Origin of the sequence: Pseudoalteromonas sp. BDTF-M6 (genome assembly GCF_018334135.1) — a bacterium.
Taxonomy (GTDB): Bacteria; Pseudomonadota; Gammaproteobacteria; order Enterobacterales; family Alteromonadaceae; genus Pseudoalteromonas.
In genome coordinates this window covers 382,897-402,814 of sequence record NZ_JAGXTQ010000001.1, presented here as the reverse complement: position 1 = coordinate 402,814, position 19,918 = coordinate 382,897, and the positions used below count along the sequence as shown (strand labels likewise).

20 protein-coding genes and 1 tRNA gene are annotated in these 19,918 nt (G+C 50.5%); 16 read left to right on the top strand and 5 right to left on the bottom strand.

All coding sequences use genetic code 11. The features are described 5' to 3' along the window. Positions 1-57: 57 nt before the first annotated feature. The gene (locus KD147_RS01825; protein WP_212546674.1) at positions 58-651 is read left to right on the top strand and encodes an inner membrane-spanning protein YciB; all 594 of its coding nucleotides are present in this window, start codon (positions 58-60) and stop codon (positions 649-651) included. A 58-nt stretch (positions 652-709) separates the two neighbouring features. Further along, entirely contained in the window at positions 710-1,348 is a 639-nt protein-coding gene (locus KD147_RS01820) for a CPBP family intramembrane glutamic endopeptidase (RefSeq protein ID WP_105255465.1), read from the top strand. Positions 1,349-1,363: 15 nt separating this feature from the next. Here the strand turns inward: KD147_RS01820 and KD147_RS01815 are convergent, their stop codons facing one another. After that, positions 1,364-2,788 carry a sodium-dependent transporter gene (locus tag KD147_RS01815; protein WP_212546673.1) on the bottom strand — a complete coding sequence of 475 codons (1,425 nt, stop codon included), beginning with the start codon at positions 2,786-2,788 and terminating at the stop codon, positions 1,364-1,366. A 244-nt stretch (positions 2,789-3,032) separates the two neighbouring features. On the opposite strand from KD147_RS01815, the gene KD147_RS01810 reads away from it, so the two are divergent. From KD147_RS01810 to KD147_RS01790, 5 genes are all read left to right on the top strand, one after another. Beyond that, positions 3,033-3,335, top strand: a complete 303-nt coding sequence (locus tag KD147_RS01810; RefSeq protein WP_105255528.1) for a YciI family protein — start codon at positions 3,033-3,035, stop codon at positions 3,333-3,335. 151 nt (positions 3,336-3,486) lie between these two features. Continuing rightward, the gene (locus KD147_RS01805) at positions 3,487-3,741 is read left to right on the top strand and encodes a PepSY domain-containing protein (RefSeq protein WP_105255463.1); all 255 of its coding nucleotides are present in this window, start codon (positions 3,487-3,489) and stop codon (positions 3,739-3,741) included. Beyond that, positions 3,741-4,415 (top strand): response regulator transcription factor, encoded by a 675-nt coding sequence (locus KD147_RS01800; RefSeq protein ID WP_105189915.1) that lies wholly within the window; start codon positions 3,741-3,743, stop codon positions 4,413-4,415. Before KD147_RS01805 ends, KD147_RS01800 begins: the two co-directional genes overlap by 1 nt. After that, entirely contained in the window at positions 4,409-5,746 is a 1,338-nt protein-coding gene (locus KD147_RS01795) for an ATP-binding protein (protein ID WP_212546672.1), read from the top strand. The genes KD147_RS01800 and KD147_RS01795 overlap by 7 nt, the downstream gene beginning before the upstream one ends. A gap of 2 nt (positions 5,747-5,748) precedes the next feature. Then, positions 5,749-6,168, top strand: coding sequence for a lysozyme inhibitor LprI family protein (locus KD147_RS01790; RefSeq protein ID WP_212546671.1), 420 nt, complete (start codon positions 5,749-5,751; stop codon positions 6,166-6,168). A 30-nt stretch (positions 6,169-6,198) separates the two neighbouring features. Here KD147_RS01790 and KD147_RS01785 read toward each other — a convergent pair whose 3' ends face one another. Then, positions 6,199-7,206, bottom strand: a complete 1,008-nt coding sequence (locus tag KD147_RS01785; RefSeq protein WP_249318919.1) for an AI-2E family transporter — start codon at positions 7,204-7,206, stop codon at positions 6,199-6,201. A 299-nt stretch (positions 7,207-7,505) separates the two neighbouring features. On the opposite strand from KD147_RS01785, the gene KD147_RS01780 reads away from it, so the two are divergent. Next, positions 7,506-8,396: a TIGR01777 family oxidoreductase gene (locus KD147_RS01780; RefSeq protein ID WP_212546669.1), complete on the top strand. Its 891-nt coding sequence runs from the start codon at positions 7,506-7,508 to the stop codon at positions 8,394-8,396. Between the two features lie 19 nt (positions 8,397-8,415). Here KD147_RS01780 and KD147_RS01775 read toward each other — a convergent pair whose 3' ends face one another. Further along, positions 8,416-10,917: an ABC transporter permease gene (locus KD147_RS01775; protein ID WP_212546668.1), complete on the bottom strand. Its 2,502-nt coding sequence runs from the start codon at positions 10,915-10,917 to the stop codon at positions 8,416-8,418. Further along, positions 10,907-11,623 (bottom strand): ABC transporter ATP-binding protein, encoded by a 717-nt coding sequence (locus KD147_RS01770; protein WP_105189921.1) that lies wholly within the window; start codon positions 11,621-11,623, stop codon positions 10,907-10,909. The genes KD147_RS01775 and KD147_RS01770 overlap by 11 nt, the downstream gene beginning before the upstream one ends. Here KD147_RS01770 and KD147_RS01765 point away from each other — a divergent pair, their 5' ends adjacent. From KD147_RS01765 to KD147_RS01730, 8 genes are all read left to right on the top strand, one after another. Continuing rightward, entirely contained in the window at positions 11,624-12,274 is a 651-nt protein-coding gene (locus KD147_RS01765) for an arylesterase (protein WP_212546667.1), read from the top strand. Positions 12,275-12,408: 134 nt separating this feature from the next. Continuing rightward, a tRNA-Pro gene (locus KD147_RS01760) sits at positions 12,409-12,485 on the top strand. A 259-nt stretch (positions 12,486-12,744) separates the two neighbouring features. Further along, a complete protein-coding gene (locus tag KD147_RS01755; RefSeq protein ID WP_212546666.1) occupies positions 12,745-13,254 on the top strand; it encodes a DUF6841 family protein in 510 nt (169 codons plus the stop codon). 14 nt (positions 13,255-13,268) lie between these two features. Continuing rightward, positions 13,269-14,153, top strand: a complete 885-nt coding sequence (locus KD147_RS01750; protein ID WP_212546665.1) for a LysR family transcriptional regulator — start codon at positions 13,269-13,271, stop codon at positions 14,151-14,153. Between the two features lie 85 nt (positions 14,154-14,238). After that, entirely contained in the window at positions 14,239-15,267 is a 1,029-nt protein-coding gene (locus KD147_RS01745) for a CNNM domain-containing protein (RefSeq protein WP_105255453.1), read from the top strand. Positions 15,268-15,489: 222 nt separating this feature from the next. Then, a complete protein-coding gene (locus KD147_RS01740) occupies positions 15,490-16,026 on the top strand; it encodes a helix-turn-helix domain-containing protein (protein ID WP_212546664.1) in 537 nt (178 codons plus the stop codon). Between the two features lie 65 nt (positions 16,027-16,091). Next, positions 16,092-16,511, top strand: coding sequence for a hypothetical protein (locus tag KD147_RS01735; RefSeq protein WP_212546663.1), 420 nt, complete (start codon positions 16,092-16,094; stop codon positions 16,509-16,511). A gap of 173 nt (positions 16,512-16,684) precedes the next feature. Beyond that, on the top strand, positions 16,685-18,193 hold the full coding sequence (locus KD147_RS01730) for a leucyl aminopeptidase (protein WP_212546662.1): 1,509 nt from the start codon (positions 16,685-16,687) through the stop codon (positions 18,191-18,193). 71 nt (positions 18,194-18,264) lie between these two features. Here the strand turns inward: KD147_RS01730 and exaC are convergent, their stop codons facing one another. Further along, a complete protein-coding gene (gene exaC, locus KD147_RS01725) occupies positions 18,265-19,785 on the bottom strand; it encodes an acetaldehyde dehydrogenase ExaC (protein ID WP_105189930.1) in 1,521 nt (506 codons plus the stop codon). Between the last annotated feature and the right edge of the window lie 133 nt (positions 19,786-19,918).

The following is a 19,918-nucleotide window of genomic DNA, read 5'->3' as shown; positions in this document are numbered from 1 at the left end:
TGAGCTTAGGCGCCGTTACTGGTAAAACACCAGCTACCAGAAGTAATGGATGTGGCTATGAGCACACTAATCGAATATATCCCGCTAATTTTATTTTTTGCCGTTTATAAAATGGTCGATATCTATTGGGCCACTGGGGTGTTGGTCGCTGCCAGCGCCATACAAATGGCCTACGCCTATTTTAAGGAAGGTAAAATAGGCACCCGTCACTGGGTGTTTTTCGCCATCGCCCTGGTGCTCGGCACCATGACCATCTTGTTTCGCGACGAGCATTTTATTCAGTGGAAGGCGACCTTTGTCTACGCCATACTGGCGCTGACCTTGATTATTTCAAGATGGTTTTTTGATAAAAACCTGGTGCAAAAAGCCCTGCTTGGACTTTTAAACTCGGTTGCCGAAAAGCAAAATGAGGGCGAGGCTGGCACTAGCGCCGAGAGCATATTGGTACCCAAAAAGGTGTGGGAGCAATTGAATATATTTTGGGTGGTAATGTTTAGCGCCATTGCCGCGCTCAATATCTATGTGGCCTATAATTTCTCTCTTGATTTTTGGGTGAATTTTAAGGTCTTCGGTCTGATGGGGATCACCTTTGTTGCCATCATTTTCACCATAGCACGCGTCTACCCTTATTTTCCTGACGAACAGTCATAACCCTGCCTTAATCCATTGCTACACTTAATGCATCGCGGTGTAGCAATGGAGCGTCTCCTTGACTAATACCCAGTATCGCTGGCTTGAGCTTTTCTGCGTTTTTATACTCCTGCCCCTGGCCGGCTTAGGCCTGCGTGAGCATTTACAAAACTGGCTGATCCCGGCGCTGATCATCCTCACCGCCGTGTGCTGCTTTATTCTGTTAACCGACCCCCATTTTAAACGCTTTCGCATTACCTCCATGGGCCAGTTTCCCGTGGTGAAAAAGCGCATGGCCACATTTTTTCTCACCGGCGCCCTGCTCTCCGGCGTCTTGTACGGCATCATTAACCAGGAGAACTGGTTTAGCTACCCGCTGCAATCACCGGCGAGCTGGCTGATGCTGCTCATTCTCTACCCCTTGCTCTCGGTGTTACCCCAGGAATTAATCTTTCGCACCTATTTCTTTCATCGCTATAAACCGATTATTCCCAACAAGACCAAACGCGTGTGGCTGAGCGCAGCCGTATTTGCCCTGGCCCATGTGGTCTACGGCAATGTGGTGGCCGTACTGTTGGCGTTCTTTGGCGGCTTATTGTTTTCTTACACCTATGCGCATTCGCGCTCGACCATAGCTTGTGTGCTTGAACACAGTTTGTGGGGGTTGTGGATGTTTACGATTGGGGCAGGCAGTTATTTGGATGCGGGAGCCATTTAGGCTCCCGCGCTTGGTTTAGAAACCAAAGATACTCACGGCGAAGAACTTGGTCGCCACGGTATTGATAAAGATCAGCAATAAGATGGCTGGGATAAAGGTCGACAGCGAAAAGTTCACGTACTTCTCCATAAAGCTGCCGGCGTAGCCTTCACAGCCTTGCGAAAGCTCGGCGCTTAGCTTGGCTTTTTTCCAACGGTACATCACAAATAAACAGACCATCAAACCGTTCAGCGGCAATATGGTGTCATAGAAAACATCATAAACCACATCGAACATGCTCTTATCGCTGCCACCGTAATGGGTTAATTGCGTAAGCCAATCAACCATGCCGAATGACAAGGTACAGCCCACGGTCAAAATACCAATGGCACCGGCTAAGACGAGCAGGGCCTTTTTACGGCTGTAGCCACGCTCTTCGATTAGGGTGGCGGTCGGTACTTCGACAATAGACACCAAAGAAGTGATAGCGGCGAAGAACACCAATAAGAAGAAGATAAAGGCGACGATGGACGCACCGACATAGCCGATGTCCGTTTGCAGGGCGAGCAGGATTTTCGGCAGGTATACGAAAATCATGGACACCGAGGACTCGGATAACTCGCTTGGGTCGGTGCTTGGGTTAAAGCTAAAGATAGCCGGTAACACCATAAGACCGGCGGTAAAGGCCACCAAGGAGTCGGTGATCGCCACCATTTTGGCGCCGCTAACGATATCGTCTTTTTTCGAGATATAGGATGCGTAGGTCATCAGGATACCCATGCCCAGGGACAAGGAGAAAAACGCCTGCGATAGCGCCCCGTTTAGCACACTGGCATTCATCTTAGAGAAATCGGGTACCACATAGTAACGCACCCCAGCCATGGCATTGTCCAAGGTCAATACATACGCTACCAGGGCAATCAGCAACACAAATAGCGCAGGCATTAAAAACTTCGCCGCCTTTTCAATGCCGTCCTTGACCCCACCGACTAGGATCAGGTTGACCACCACGGCCACCACCAGCATATAGGCAAAGACACTGTATTCATTGATAAAGCGACCAAAGTTGCCCGGATCGGCCAAGGCTTCTAGGTTACCAAAGGCGGTTTGCGCCAGATAGCCGAAGATCCACACGGTGATCACCATGTAGAAAACCGCAATCATAAAGGGGGTCATTACCGCCAGCGCACCGGCACCACACCAACGGGGCGAGTTTTCCGATAACATGCGATACGCGCCGTAAGGGTCTTTTTGAGCCTTACGACCCATGGCCATTTCCGCCATCATCACCGGCAGACAAATAAAGGCTACAAAAAGAGCATAGACAAGTAAGAAGGCACCACCACCATTTTTGGTAGCCGAAACAGGGAAACCAACCAGGTTACCGATACCGACCGCCGAACCGGCGGCTGCGAGAATAAAGCCCAGGCGCGAGCTAAAGTGTTCACGTTTTTCGCTCATAGAAAAACCTTGTTATTGTTTTAACCCGACTCTAGCAGTGTTAAACCGGCCTTTTCAAGCTTTATAGACGTATTTGCCCGAGTAAATCGGTGTGCATTTGTTTACAGCGTAAATTACGTGCATTCGTATTAATACATGCCCTTTTATTCGTCAAGCGACTATGTCATTGCACGATAAAAATTTACAAGCGCCCTCAATGCTGGCTATCATAAAAGTAATTGATACCAAATACTTGGTTTTATTTATGTTGTACATGATTTACTCAAGCGATGTCGAAAACTCGCTGGAAAAACGCCTAGCCGCCCGCCCCGCTCATTTAGCCCGCTTACAAGAGCTTGAGAGCCAAGGCCGCTTGCTTGTAGCCGGACCGCTTCCCGCCGTCGATAGCAATGACCCAGGTGAAGCCGGCTTTACCGGTTCGCTGGTTATCGCCGAGTTTGAATCGCTGCAACAAGCACGGGAATGGGCTGCCGAAGACCCTTATATTGCTGCCGGCGTTTACGACAATTCCATCGTAAAGCCATTTAAGAAAGTACTAGGGGCCTAAGTTCAGTAAAGGTTAATTGGTGTTCCGTATGCTAACCATATGTCACTGCCTATGGGTATGCCCACAGATTAGTCTAAGTATTAATCCAAGGGGTAAACCAGAGGTTAACCCATATAAGGTTACCGAGGATTCACCGGGAGCTCTTTGAATCATGTTAAGACTAATCGCAGCCATCTTAATCACATTTACACTGTCTATCTCCGCGGCCTATGCCGCACCGGCACCCGCTAAGGTGATCGATAAGAAACAGGCAGTGACCATTGCGAAAGAAGCCGAAAACGGTAAAGTTTTAAAAATTTCGGAACAAAAGGATAAATTTGTTGTTCGAATCCTAAAGCCCAAGGGCCGAGTTATCGACATTATTGTCTCTAAACGCACGGGGCAAGTTGAGAAGGAAAATAATTAATGCGTATTTTAGTCATCGAAGACGATTTGCATTTAGCAGATAACTTACGTAGCGCTCTGGAAAAAGAGCGTTATAGCGTGGACCTATGTAACGACGGCGAAGCCGGTTTGTTCCACATTTGCGAATACCCGCTGGACATGGCGGTGGTAGACTTAGGCTTACCAAAAATTGACGGTATTGAGGTCATTAAACAAGCCCGTAAAAACGGCGTTGATATTCCTATTCTTATTTTGACCGCTCGCGACCGCTGGCAGGACAAGGTAGAAGGCCTGGATGCCGGTGCCGACGATTACCTGACCAAGCCTTTCCACGTGGAAGAGCTGATCGCACGTTGTAACGCCCTTATTCGTCGCAGCGCCGGTCAGGCCAACCCAGAAATTAAAAATGGTCCAATCCGTATTCATACTCGCTCTCAGCAAGTATGGGTTGAAGATCGCGAGCTGAACCTAACCGCTTACGAATACAAGGTACTGGAATACCTGATGGTTAACCCGCAAAAGGTGATCTCAAAATCGGAATTGACTGAGCACATTTATGACCAGGACTTTGACCTGGACTCTAACGTCATCGAGGTTTTCGTCCTGCGATTACGGAAAAAGCTTGACCCCGAGGGCACGCTAAACCCTGTTGAGACCCTGCGTGGTCGAGGATACAGGTTACGTTCGCAGTGGTAGGCAATCAGGTTTCACTGAAAATAAGACAAGGATTTATCCTTGTCTTTTTGTTGATCGTGGCCATGCCCACGCTGTTCGTTTCCATTGGAAATGCCTATCGCGCCTCCTTAATCGAGGCCACCGAAAAAACCCTCGAAGCACACCTTTACTCGCTGATCTCCGAAGTCGAATACTCGGAGCAAGGAGTGGAAATGCCGCGCAGTATCCTCGCTCCAGAGCTCAACCGAGTCACTTCAGACACCTATGCGATGATCTACAATGGCGATCAACAGCTATGGCAAAGTGAGTCGGCACTCAATATCGACTTTAAACCGGATCTTTTTATCGCCGAAACCGGCAAGTCCGATTTTCGCATGGTCACCCATAAGGGTAAGAAATATTGGCAGCTGTCGCTTACCGGTATACTTGGCAACCTCGACCAGGACATAGAAGCCCGCTTTATTCTAGTTAAGAGCAATGACGGTATTTTACGCCTGATGGAAGGCTTTAAAGAAACATCCATCAATTGGATGCTGATCATGGGCGTGGTAATCACCGTGCTGATGATTATCGGCTTTTTTTGGAGTTCTCGGCCTCTGCATCGTCTCGATAAGGAAATTAAGGCAATCGAAAGCGGCGACAGCATGAGTATCAAGGGTCATTACCCGGTGGAGCTGCAAACCATCAAGGCAGATCTTAATCTGTTGTTGGAATCTCAACAGCGCCAAAAAGAACGTTATCGCGCTTCCTTAAGCGACCTGGCTCATGCCTTAAAAACCCCTTTGGCGGTATTAAAGTCGAGCCCTTTAGCCCAAGATAGAGATGCCCAGGAACAACTCGACCGCATTAATGTGATGATCGAGCACCAATTAAAACGGGCCGCCACCGGCGCCTCGGATACCTGGAAAAAGCAAACCCTAATCAAGCCCGTGGCCGACTCCATCTTTAACGCCATGAGTAAGGTGTATCGCGACAAAAATATCCAATTTAACGTCGAGGTTAATGATAAGCACTTTTTCCTTGGCGATAAAACCGACTTAATGGAGTTGCTTGGCAACCTAGTGGATAACGCCTGTAAGGCCTGCGAGTCGCAAGTAAGCCTCAAGGTTGTACAGATGAAAAAACGCCTGCGCTTGATTATTGAAGACGATGGCCCAGGCGTTCCCGAGCAGAAACGCGAATTACTATTACAACGTGGTACCCGCCTCGACAGCTATGAAAGCGGGCACGGTGTAGGTATGGCCATTGTTGCCGATTTGGTAAAAGGTTACCATGGCCACTTGACCATAGGCGACAGCCCTCTTGGCGGCGCCCTATTCGAGTTAGAATTTGATTATCAGGAAACCACTTAAGCGTGATAACAATCTATAAACAGCGCTTTGTGGCATTGGTTCTGCTTGGCAGCGCCTTTGCCACCGATGCAGTTCAAGCGCAAGAAACCGCGTGCGAGCTCGCAGACACAACGCCTGCAGCACACCGTGATTACCTACAATGTTTGGACTCCGCCCTGCAAGGAGCCGAGCGTCAATTACAAGCCTGGTCTAATAAACGTCGCTTGCAATTGGAAACGGAAGCCAAGCACTCGGGGCTGACTCAGGCACTGGATATTTTTCTGCGTTCCGAGCAAAGCTTTGAGACCTACCTGGAAGACAGCTGTCGTTGGCGTTACGTTCGCCTGTTGCCGGACAGCCAAAAAGCCGCCGGCGTCTACAAGCGATGTAAACTCCATATGTTTGAACAACGCATGGCCAGCCATAAACTGGCGCTGGATTAAACCTTAGCGCCAACTGACGCCAGCTGACCTTCAGCTAGGCTTATTGATATCTTCGGCCTCGCTACCCAGTAAGGTGGCGATCCACCGCCCCTCTTCACTCTCTTCAAGGGCAATTTTTACCACCATGGTCAGCGGCACCGACAACAGCATGCCAACGCTACCGAGTAGCCAGCCCCAAAAAATCAACGATAAGAATACCACCAGCGCCGACAACCCCAAGCCCCGGCCCATAAAGCGCGGTTCTATCATATTACCCATCACCATATTGACCAGCATATAACCGCCACCGACCAGCGCCGCAGTAATCGGACTATGAGTTATCAGCGCCAAAAGCACCGCAGGAATGGCGGCGATAATAGAGCCAATGTTGGGAATATAATTGAACATAAAGGCAACCACGCCCCATAGCAGGAAGTAGTCAATATCAAGCAGCCATAACATCAGCGTAACCAAGACACCGGTGGCGAGGCTGACGAGTGTTTTTATCGCCAGATAGGAATTAATAGAGGCAAGAAAACGGTCAATTTGTGCCATTTTCATGTCCGGATCATCCATGGCTAGGTGTATTTTGTTGCCTATGCTCGGGCCCTCAAAAAGCATAAACACCACGGTGACTATGATTAAAAACAGATTGGCCATCACCCCACCAAAACCGGTAAGCATATTGGTGGCCACGTCTATCATTTTAGCCGGGTCAAACATGGCTATAATTTGCGACTTATCGAGGAAGATATTGTATTTGGCCAGGGTGTTGACCAGCCACTCAAACTCGCTTTTTAGCTGTTCTTTATATTGGGGTAATTGCGCCGAAAAATCATTCACCGACTGCCCGACCAGCCCGGCTAGGCTCAAAATCAAGCCAAAAACCAGCATAATCACCAGGGTAATGGCAACACCCTTGGGAATTCGGTAGCGCCCTAACGCATTGATCAAGGGGCTACAGATCACCGCAATAAACACCGAGAGAATAAACGGCACCACCAAAGGGCTGGCAATTTTTATCCCGGCCAAAACTATGACCAAAGACGCCATCACCATTAAACTTTTACTTGCTCCAATAAAGCTTGGCACACTTCATTCCTTTTTGTTGTTCTAATATTAGGGTCTGTTTATCTTTGCGGTATAGGTTGCTTCGATTTAAACGGATGTTGATCGCAACGCCAGCTAAGCGCGTATGGTTATTCTTTTAAATAACGCTCTACCAAGGTCAACGACCCTAGTTTAGGCGACTTGCTGGCGAAAATAAACTCTTGATATGGGTTAGAAAATAGACGCAATCGGCACAGCGCCAGAAATGTCCTACACTTGTATAGAGCGGCTTGGCATTAAATAGCAACATGAATATTCTTATTACCGGAGCCACCGGATTGATTGGCTCTGAGCTTTACAAACACCTTTTAAATCATCACAGCGTGACTGTGCTCACGCGCACGCCCGCCAGAGCCTATCTAAAACTCGGCCACCGTATCGAGGCGGTGCGTAGCTTAGACAAGGTTAATTTCAACGACACCGATGTGGTGATTAACCTCGCCGGAGAGCCCATCGTCAACAAGCGCTGGTCGCCGGAGCAAAAGCAGCGGGTCTATGACTCCCGTATCACCCTCACCGAGGAAATAGCCGAGCGTATAAACCACGCTGAAAAAAAACCAAAAACCCTGATCTCCGGCAGTGCCATCGGCTATTACGGACGCCAAGGTGATCAGGTGATTGGCGAAGACTACGAACATTGTTATGACGAGTTTAGCCATCAGTTGTGTAAGGATTGGGAGCAGGCGGCGCAAAAAGCGCAAACCCGAGTGTGTCTACTGCGTACCGGTATAGTGCTCTCCGCCCGGGGTGGAGCGTTAACGAAAATGCTGCCAGCCTTTCGCTTTGGCATGGGCGGTCCCTTGGGCGATGGCCGCCAATACATGTCCTGGATCCACCTCGATGACATGGTGCAGGTGATCATGTATCTGATCAAATACGACCATATCAGCGGCCCCATTAATGCCACCGCCCCACACCCGGTGAGCAATGAAGAATTCAGCAAAACCCTGGCGCAGGTCCTGCGCCGTCCGGCATTTATGCGTATGCCTAAAGCCGTGCTGCGCCTGTTAATGGGAGAAATGGCCGATCTCATGTTGTACGGGCAAAATGTGCAACCAAAACGCATGCTCAAAGAAGGCTTTCGTTTTCGCCATCCCGACCTGAAACCGGCGCTTTCGCAGATCCTCAGCCGCTATTAGCGGCTCAGTCTGCTAACCCCTACATTATTTTGCGCAGCAACCCACTGGTGTTCTTGTTGAGTGTGCGCGCAATCATGGTGTAGCCAAGGACCGCCACAAATAGAGCGCCCGCTAAGGGCCCTATCAGCCAGATATCCGGGTGCAGTTTGCCCGGCAATTCAAACAGGGTACGCTGCACTACAAACAAGGCTAGATCGCTGGAGAGCGCCGCCACCACACCGGCAACCAGGCCCAGAAGTAAGAACTCATACAGGGTCGCATGGCGAATTAGCTGCCCACGCGCGCCCAGGGTACGCAATATCACCACCTCCTGCATGCGCTCGCCTAGACTCGCTTGCACCTGGGAAATAAGCACCAGGGCACCACACACGACAACGATGGCAAGCACAAAGCCGATTGCCAAGGAAACCTGTTCTATGGTCGAGCGAATTTGGTCGACAAAATTATCGACATCAATGGCGGTGATGGTCGGATACTGGCGCAGCAGCTGGGTAAAGGCCTTGCTCTCACCGTCGTCGATGCGCGCCGCGGCAATATAGGTAGCGGGGAAATCCGCCAGTACATCCGGGCTTAAAATCATAAAGAAGTTCGGCTTTAAGGTTGACCAGTTAACCTCTCGGAAGCTGGTTACCTTGGCCTCAAAGCTTTGCGCACCAATTAAAAAGCTCAGGGTATCGCCCAGCTTGATGTCCAAACGCTCGGCCATAGACTGCTCTACCGACACTTCGCCCTGGCTATCGGCGCTAAACCACTGCCCGGCACTCAAGGTGTTGTGGCTGGGCATATCACTAACCCAGGTAAGATTGAGCTCGCGGCCCACCCCCGAGCGCGCTTCCTCATCTTTTTTCTCATTGTCTTCTAACGACACCTCACGGGCTACCAGCTCGCCATTAATGGCGTTAACACGACCGCGAATGGTAGGGTAAAAACGCGACACCTCGATGTCTTTGGCCGCTAAATAGTCGCTAACCGGCTGTTTCTCCTGCTCGGTGATGTTCACCAAAAACGCATTTGGTGCATCCGCTGGCAGCTGAGATTGCCAGTCATTGATCATGTCGTTCTTAAGCACGATTAAAAACAGCAGCAGCTTAATGGCCAACGCAAAGCTGATCAATTGCACCGCATTGGCGTTGGCCCGCTTTTGAATGGAGGCTATGGCCAAAGACCAACTGTTACCAGGACTTAGACCTAGTTTACGGCCGCCGCCGAAGATCAATTTTGACAGGATAAAGAGCACTAAGACCACGGCCGCCGAGGATAGGAACAAGATAAGGGTGATCATAATCTTGCCACTGAACAGCCACATCAGGGCAAACACGGTGAATGCTGAAAGCGCTAGGTGAATCTTGCTCACCAGTAAACGGTCACCCAGGTTACGACGCAAGACCCTAAGGGGTGGAATATCGAATAGATCGAGCAGCGGCTTGATGGAGAACATCACCGCACACACCACGCCGATAAACACCGCACTCAACCAGGGGCGCAGCGACGCGGGCGGCAATTGCACATCCATATTGGCGGCCATGTAATTGCCCGCCGCATATTGCAGCCCATAACCTACCGCTAAACCAAGCAACAGAGAAAAGCCACACACCAAAGCCAGATGCAGCAGGTAGATATTGCGAATTTGCGAGCGCGCTCCACCCAAGGTTTTCATCATCGCCACCGGGTCGTACTGGCGCTCACAATAGCGCTTCGCCGAAACCGCAATGGCCACCGCAGCGAGAATAATGCCAAGCAGGCCGGCCAGCAGCAAAAACCGCTCCGAGCGTTCCAAAGAATTGGAAATAGGCGACTGCCTGTCTTTAACCCCATACCAGCGTTGATTCTCGGCCAGTTTGGGTTTTAACCACTGATAAAAAGCCTCAACCTTGTCGCCCTCCCCGGCATATAGCTGGCGATAAAACACCCGGCTGCCCGGCTGAATAACCTTGGTTTTTTCAATGTCCGCTTCGTTGAGCAGCACTCGGCGACTGCCGGAGAAAATATTAAAGGGCGCGTCCGGCTCTTCACTTAAAATGGCACTGACCTTAAAGGTCGCGGCGCCAAGCTCCACGCTGTCACCCACCGCCAAATCCAGCGAATACATCACCGACTCATTCAACCACACGCTGCCTGGCTCTGGGCCACCTTTGGCCACCTGCTCCTGGGCGTCGAAATCACGCTTGATCAACAGCTCGCCCTTGAGAGGATAGTTTACTGATGCCGCCTTGATGGCCGCCAATTGCATACGTTCATTGGCAAACAGCATGGTATCGAAAAAGGTCAGCTGGGCGGTTTGTAGCCCCATGTTTTGCGCTTGCTCTAAGTAGTTGTCAGGCAACGCATGGTTACTGGCCAGGGCGCGGTCGGCGGCGATAAAGGCATTGGACTTTTGTAAAATGGCCTGGCCGATACGGTCGGTCACCGATGACAGGGTTAACACCGTCATCACCGCCAGGGCAATGGCGGCACAGATCACCGTTAGTTCTCCGCGGCGCAATTCTCTAAAAAATAATCGTATCGCTAACTTAGCCCACATGCGCGCGCTCCTGTGGCTCACGTAATTGGGTGAGCTCACCGCCCTCGATATGTAAGATTCGCTCACAGCGCTGAGCCAAGGCTTCGTCATGGGTTACCAGCACCAGGGTAGTACCCTGCTGTTGGTTTAGCTCGAATAACAATTCTTCGATCAACTTGCCGTTTTTGCTGTCGAGGTTGGCCGAAGGCTCATCGGCGAACAGAATTTTTGGGGTGCCGACAAAGGCGCGGGCAATAGCCACCCTTTGCTGCTCACCACCGCTCAGTTGCGACGGGTAGTGCTCGATACGATGGCTTAAGCCCACTTTTTCTAACAGCGCCAGAGCCTGCTCTTTGGCATCCGGCTGATTGGCCAGCTCCGCCGGCAGCATTACGTTTTCAAGAGCGCTCAGACTTTGCACCAGCATAAAAGATTGAAACACGAAACCGACCTTTTTAGCCCGCAGTGCGGCGCGGCCTTCTTCATCCAAGGTCTCTAAGGCATCGCCATCAACGATAATGCTGCCGGAAGTGGCTCTATCAAGCCCCGCCAACAGGCTCAGCAGGGTTGATTTACCCGAGCCGGACGCACCCACTATGGCCACCGACTCACCCGGCTTGACATTAAAGCTGATGTCGCTGAGGATCGTTAAATCGCCGTCAAGCGTATTAACGGATTTGGTTAATTCTTTGACTTGAATAATGTTTAATTGAGATAACGCTGACATATGAATGCTTTAATCCTACGTATTTTGCTCGTCCTATTAGTTGTCACTAAACCATTAATGGCTTGGGCTGACAACCAAATCCTGATCCTAGGAGACAGCTTAAGCGCTGCCTACGGTCTAAAACAACACCAAGGTTGGGTGCAATTGTTACAAGATACGTATGAAGAGCAAAAAAAGCCCATTAAATTAATCAATGCCAGTATCAGTGGCGAAACCACCGGCGGCGCACTGCGACGCCTAGAAGGCATTTTAGCCAGCCACCAGCCCAGCCACGTGCTGATTGAACTGGGCGGCAACGACGGCCTGCGTGGATTCCCTATTTCCAAGATGCAGCAAAACCTCAGCGCCTTGATAAAGCAAAGCCAAGCGGCCGGCGCCGAAGTGGCGGTGATGGCCATTCGCATCCCACCCAATTATGGCCCCCGCTACACACAAATGTTTGAGGCCAGCTTTGCCACCGTGGCCGAACAACAGGGCGCTCACCTACTGCCATTTTTCGTCGAGCAAGTCGCCACCGACGGCTCCTTGATGCAAAACGACAATATTCATCCCAATGCTGAGGCCCAACCACTGCTGCGCGATATTATGGCCGAGCAGATCGAAGCCTGGTTGGCCGCTCCGCAATTAAGCGCAACTAACACGGCTAAATAAGACGCAAAAGGCGCTGTCAGTGCAGCGCTTTTTTAGAAAAAATAAGAAACTTCATCGATATGAATAATTTATAGGCAAACGAATCAAAGCAGGCTTGCATTTGAAAAAATTATCCGTACTATTGCAGTCCTAGTCGGCATATAGCGCAGCTTGGTAGCGCACTGTCATGGGGTGTCAGGGGTCGCAGGTTCAAATCCTGCTATGCCGACCATTCTTTTCTCTCCCCATTCAAATCTTAATTCGTTCTCGCACCTAACGTGCCCTTAACCTCCTAAATAAACTTTGTTCAAAGACCACAAAACCATTTTTCTTAGCGAAGACCTTACGTCCTAGTCTGTGCTTCCGTTTAGCCTTATTCCGACGTTATGCCCGTGTGTTGCAAATCCACACCAGGGTAACGACAAAACAATCCACGCCCTTGCATCATTAAGTTGGTACGCTTAAACGGTCAATTTTGCTCCAAGGGGATCATGATGCGTTTACCTAACTTACTGTTTCTACTCTTAACGCTATTTTTAGCGCCGCTGTTTTGCTCGCAGGCTTTGGCCACTGGCTCAGCGCAGCAAGCAGAGGACGAGGCCGCTATTAAAGCCCTCTTCTCCAGCTACATGAATAAGTACAATGGCTATATACAAGGCAAGTCGCTGGAACATGTGGAGCAGTTATATATGCCCCGGGTCATGCTGATGTCCAGTGCCAACCCACCGGTGGCCATGAGTGCCGACGAGTTTGGCAAACAGGTGGTGGTCTTTCTCGATGGTTTAAAGTCCAAGGGGGTGGCCTCGGTCAACTGGCAACAGGTTAATGTGCGCCTGATAGATACAAACATTGCCATAGCCACCAACCTTGCTGTTCGCTATCGCGATAATGGCGAAGTGTTTAATAAAGTTGGGGCAACCTACTTCTTGTATAAAACAGGGAAAAACTGGCGTATTGCTAGTTTCGCGGTACACGAGCATACTGGAGTGCAAACTCTTTAACGTAACACGTGATTATGGAAGATTGGGATGCATATCGCCTGATATTGGCAATTCACAGGGGGAAAACACTGCGCAACGCGGCAAAAATAATGGCCGTGAACCACAGCACGGTGGCAAGGCGATTAGCACAGCTCAATCACAGCCACGGCCATACCCTGGTGGAGTCCACCCCCTCAGGGTACGCACTCACCGTGGCGGGCCATACCTTATTGCACACAGCGCAGCAAGTTGAAGCGCTGGTACTGGCAGACAGGCATGCGCAGCGCGCTGATAACCTGGATCAATGCGGTCAAATCACCCTTTCAGTGCCCCCTGCCATTGCGCACTATCTGCTTCTGGATGACTTAGCTGCCTTTGTTAAACGCTACCCAAACATTCGCTTGGTTATGCAGTGTAGTTATCACATCGCCGATATCGACAACTGCGAGGCGGATATTGTCATTCGCGTCGCCAACGCGCCATCCGAGCACCTGGTTGGCCACCGCGCCGGCGTTGTGTCCGTGAATTACTATGCCCAAAAGCACTACTTCACGCATACAGCCAGTGAGCAATACACCTGGCTCGTTAGTTCAGCCGATGCCGCCCACAGCGAATGGATCAAACAAAGCCCCTACCCACACGCCCCCGCGGGCTTAGTGATTGATGATTTGATGGTACGCCATGAGGCCGCACATAAGGGCTTGGGCCTTATTCGCGGCGCCTGTTATATCGCCGATACCATGGAGCAGCTGATGCCAATCGGTGATGCTGAGCCGCAGGAATTTGCACAGTTTTGGGTGCTGACACACCCCACACTCATTGAAGTCCCCAGAATTAAACTGCTGATGGGCGAGCTCTATACCCTATTAAAACACCGACAACATCAGTTAATGGGGTGCACTGATGAGTTTATTGGGTAGCACCCTTTATTTATTCGTTTTAACCCAAAGATAGCTAACTAAACTAACAGTAAGTCACTTTGCCAGCGAGGCCACACAATCCACTATGCTATTGCTCATTGCATTCGCCGTACTTTCTATTGCCGTGTCATTTATGTGCTCCATTTTAGAAGCGGCCTTACTCTCCATTACACCTAGCTATATTGCCAAACAAAAATTGGAGAACCCGGTTCGCTATCAGGCACTAAAAAATCTCAAAGAAAGGATTGATCAACCGCTGGCGGCGATTCTCACGCTTAATACAGTGGCCCATACCGTGGGGGCTGCCGGGGTTGGCGCTCAGGTCACGGTCGTTTTCGGTAATGGCTATCTGGGTATCGCCTCGGCGGTCATGACCATTCTTATTCTCGTGCTATCAGAAATAATCCCCAAAACCATAGGCGCTCAGTTTTGGCGCCAGCTTGCCGTGGTCTTACCGCCAATACTTAACGTCTTGATCTGGATACTCAAACCCTTTATTTGGATCTCGGACAAAATTACCCGTTTACTCGGTGGCAGCACCAGCGAAGAGGACCTGCGCTCAGAAATTAAAGCCTTGGCCTCCCTTGGTACCGAGCTTGCTTGTGTTGATGAGACCGAGTACAGAGCGATCAGCAATATTCTCGATTTACATACTATTAAGGTGCGCGATGTGATGACGCCCCGTATTGTGTGTGAAACGCTAAAACCAGACTTACCGCTGGACGACATTCGTACCAAAGTCGTCAAAAGTCAGTTTACCCGGTTTCCCATCATAGATGAGGACGAGGCTCCCCACGGCATCATTTTTAAGTCGGATTTGATTATGGTGGGCGACAAAAAATACGCGATTGAGTTTGCTCGCCCGGCTAAAGTCGTTTCTAACAACACCAGCTTGGAGCATTTGCTTACCCAGCTCATCGAAGAGCAAAACCACATGTGTTTGGTGTATGACGAGTACGGCTCGTGGCAAGGCTTAATCACCATGGAAGACATTATAGAAACCATTATCGGCCGTTCGATTTTGGATGAGACCGATCAAATAGCAAACATGCGTCGCTATGCCCGACGACGTTGGATGAAGCAAAAACTGACACAGAAAAAAGAACAAGAGTAATGTTTAAGGCCGGTCAAGTGGATACCAAGTACTGATTTAAGTCGCTGTCCAGAGCCTTTATTTGGTGGAACTGAAATTTAAAAAACCTTTGTAAAACAACATTCATCACCTATAGTGTCGTATTGGTTACGTAATGATTTCGGGTGCGTGTCGCAGCCCTAACGTATTGCTGGAGAGGGTCTATTGCTAATTTAAAATCCAGTTAGCAAGGAGACCCGCAAGATGAAAATGAAAGTAAATGTTCAGGTCATTAAGACCCTGCGCGATAGCCGCTGTTACTCACAAGAGCAGCTGGCAGAGATGTCGGGGTTAAGTTTGCGCACGGTACAAAGAATCGAAGCCAAGGGCGTTGCCTCATTGGAGTCGATTAAAAGTATCGCCGCGGCACTGGATATCGATTGTCAGCAATTATTGGCTCTGGATCACAGTGTTCATGTACAAGGCAGCGCCTCAGCGGCGGCTGTGTCTGAACACATTCAGACCCCTGCCACAAAGACTGACTCAGAGACCGCCTCAGCACAGGCTCCACAGGAGCAAGCGGCCGCTAAACCTAAAGCCAATAAGCACAGCTACCTGTGGAGTATGCTACTGGTCATCGCCGCCAATGGCTTTGGCTTTTGGGGCATTTTTGATGCTTATCATGGCGGGCGCATCGATCACGAGACCATGAGTTTACTCAAAAACCTGGTGTCGCTGGCGCTGCTCTCTTCGGTGGGTCTGCTGGCCTACAAGGGCTATAAAGAAGGTATCTTTAAGTAATAGTCACTTAACCAAAGCATCGGGGTTCTCCTTGCTAACTCCATTTTAACCAAAGGAGAAAACCCATGTTTAGCAATAAATTAGATATTAAACTTATTAGCGTAACCATCGCCGCCTTTTTCATATACGTGCTTATTGCAGGCATAGTATTGGTCCAATTATGGCTCCCCGATGGTATAGCAACAGAGCAAGCCATGATACTGGCAGAGCAGGACTTAGGCTTGCAAATTCAGAGTATGTTCGCAGGGCTCATTGGATGTCTGCTGGTTGGTGCGATGAGCGTGCGTTTCGGTAAGGAGTTAGGATATAAAAACACCCTGGTGTGCGGCATTTTTCTCACCCTGTACGGTGTTTTGGGAGTGTATTTGCACCCACAACACGCTGTTTGGGCGCAATTTATAAAGGTGCTAACACCACTACCTATTACCTTACTTGCCGCCATGCTGCTATGCAACATGCGTAAAACCTCCCTCAAAACAGCATAATACTTTATTTGCCAAACTAGGTGGCGACACAAGATGGCATAGCCATGTGTCGCCCCGCTCACACACCCAGTACCGACGTTAAACCGTAATTCTCGTTCATTCACCGACATTTGGTTAATATTAGTAGTGAAATAAGGTAAAAAGGCGCAACTTTGCGAATCTAGGAGAGCAATATGTCGCGTATTTTTAGTCTTAGTGCGGTTGCCGCCACACTCTTGAGTGCTCATGTTTATGCAGCAGATTTTAATTTTACTGGCCTAAACGGCGCAAAAACCCTGGTGGTTATGCAAACCAAAGGGCAAGACTTACCTGCAGGTCAATTATCTACAGCGACTCAGGCGCAATTGAAAAAGGCTGCGGACGCTGCTCAATTTGATGCCAGCCAAGGCAGCACCTTCGAGCTCCTAGCTCCTGTTGACTCCGACTATGAGCGCATTTTGGTTGTGGGTTTGGGTGACAAGGATGAGTTAAACGCCGCCAACCTGGCGAAGCTCGGTGGCAACGTTCATGGCCAGCTAAAAGCCAATAAAATCACCGATGTTGACCTAGCTTTTGCCGAGGTACAAGGCCAGTTAAGCAATGCCCAACTGGCAGCTCAGTTTGCCCACGGCGCCAGTCTTCGCGACCACAGCTTCGATGTCTACAAAAAAGACGCCGAGAAAACCAGTGTCAGCTATCACTTCAATGTCGCTAACGGCGAGCGCGCCGAAGCGGCTTACCAAGCCCTGGCTCATATCGAAAAAGGGGTGTTTTTAGCCCGCGACCTAACCTCGGAAGTGGCCACAGAAATGACCCCGGTCGAATTTGCCAAGGCCGCCAAAGAGCTTGAGCAATACGGTGTTGAAGTCACCGTGCTGGGTCCCAAAGAGCTTAAAAAGCTGGGTATGGGTGCCTTAGAAGGCGTTGGCCGCGGCAGTGAGCATGGCGCCCGCCTTGTTGTTGCACACTACAAGGGTTCCGACAATGCGCCAATCGCCCTGGTGGGTAAAGGCATTACCTTTGATTCCGGTGGCTACAGCATTAAAAGCGGCCCTTCCATTGCCCGCATGAAATCGGATATGGCCGGCGCTGCTGCGGTACTGGGCACGGTTAAGGCCATGGCGCTGAGCAAGGCCGATGTTAATGTCGTTGCCGTGATGGGCATGGCCGCCAACATGGTGTCCCAATACGCCATTGCCCCGGGTGATGTACTGCGCACCGCCGAAGGCTTAAGCGTGGAAGTGGTGAACACCGATGCCGAAGGCCGTTTGGTACTGAGCGATGCCATGTGGTATGCCCGCGAGTACTTTAAACCAGAGATCATGGTGGACGTGGCCACATTAACCGGCTCTAAGGTGCGTGCCGTGGGTAACCGCTACAGCGCCATTTTCTCTGAAGACGACCAACTGGTTAGCGAGCTGACCGCCGCCGGTAAGGTAGTGAATGAGCAGGTATGGCGCCTGCCACTGGGCTATAAAGACATGCTGAAGTCGGATATCGCCGATCTGCAAAACATAGGTTCTGGTGGCCCGGGTGCAACCACGGCCGCTTCTTTCTTGCAGCACTTTGCCGGAGACACCCGCTGGGTGCATATCGATATCGCCGGTAATGCCCTGGCCAGCAAGGCCAAAGGTGAAGTGAATGTAGGTGGTACAGGTTATGGTGTGCGCCTGCTGAGCGAATGGATTTTAAAAACCAAATAAGCGCACAGATGAAAAAGGTGGCCTAGGCCACCTTTTTTGTTGGTTGGAAAATCTAACTCGGAATACTTGGGTTAGAAAAAGCCGAGGGCATTGTCCGAGTAACTCACCAAGAGGTTCTTGGTCTGCTGATAATGTTCCAGCATCATCTTATGGGTTTCTCGCCCTACCCCAGATTTTTTATAGCCACCAAAGGCCGCATGAGCCGGATAATGGTGATAGCAGTTGGTCCAGACGCGCCCGGCTTCGATGGCGCGGCCCATGCGATAAGCGCGGTTCATATCCCGCGTCCACAAACCGGCCCCCAAGCCAAACTCGGTGTCGTTGGCGATGGCAATGGCCTCGGCCTCATCCTTAAAGGTGGTCACACTGACCACGGGACCGAAGATTTCCTCGCGGAACACCCGCATCTGGTTATTACCCTTAAACAGGGTTGGTTGAATATAGTAGCCTTGATTAAGCTCGTTATCGAAACGCTCGGCATCGCCGCCAATGAGTACCTCGGCACCCTCGTCGCGGCCTATGGTGAAGTAGCTCATGATCTTATCGAACTGCTGCTGCGATGCCTGGGCACCGACCATGGTCTCGGTATCGAGCGGGTTACCGCGCTTAATTTGCTTGGTGCGATCGATCACCTTGGCGATAAACTCATCATAGATGCTCTCCTGCACTAACAAGCGGGATGGGCAGGTACAGACCTCGCCCTGGTTGAAAAACGCCAGCACAGCGCCCTCCACACACTTATCGATAAACTCATCCGATTGCCCAAGCACATCCTCAAAGTAGATATTGGGAGATTTACCACCGAGCTCCACCGTTGACGGAATAATGTTTTCGGCGGCGCACTTTAAGATATGAGCCCCCACCGGGGTGGAGCCGGTGAAGGCGATTTTGGCGATGCGGGTACTGGTGGCCAGGGCTTGCCCCGCCTCGGCACCATAACCGTTAACCACGTTAAGCACGCCGGGAGGTAACAAGTCGCCAATCACCTCAACCAGCTTTAAAATCGACGCCGGGGTTTGCTCGGCGGGCTTTAACACCACACAGTTACCGGCAGCCAGGGCCGGAGCCAGCTTCCAGGCCGCCATCAGCAGCGGAAAGTTCCAGGGAATGATTTGCCCTACTACGCCCAGGGGCTCATAGAAATGATAGGCCACGGTGTTTTCATCGATATCACCGATGCTGCCCTCCTGGGCGCGAATACAGCCGGCAAAATAGCGGAAGTGATCCACCACCAAAGGAATATCCGCATTGAGGGTCTCACGCACCGCCTTGCCGTTATCCCAGGTTTCCGCCACCGCCAATTGCTCTAAATTAGCCTCGATGCGGTCGGCAATTTTCAGCAGCAGATTACTGCGCTCGGTGACCGAGGTTTTACCCCAGGCTACTCTGGCCTGATGCGCCGCATCCAACGCCAACTCGATGTCTTTGTCGTTTGAGCGTGGCACCCGGCAAAAGACTTCGCCGGTCACCGGCGTGGTATTGTCAAAATAGGCGCCATCGACCGGCGGCACCCAGGCCCCTCCAATATAGTTTTCATACTGGGCGGCAAAAGACACCACCGCGTCGGTTGAATTAGGCTTTGCATAGATCATTGTTATTGTCCTTCTTTGCTGCAATCCCTTTAACGCTAGACCAGTTTGGTGATAAAAACTTGATTGGCATTCCATCTTGCTTGACTCCACGTACACTTTTTGGCCATGCTAGAGCAAGCCTTGAACAAGCTTT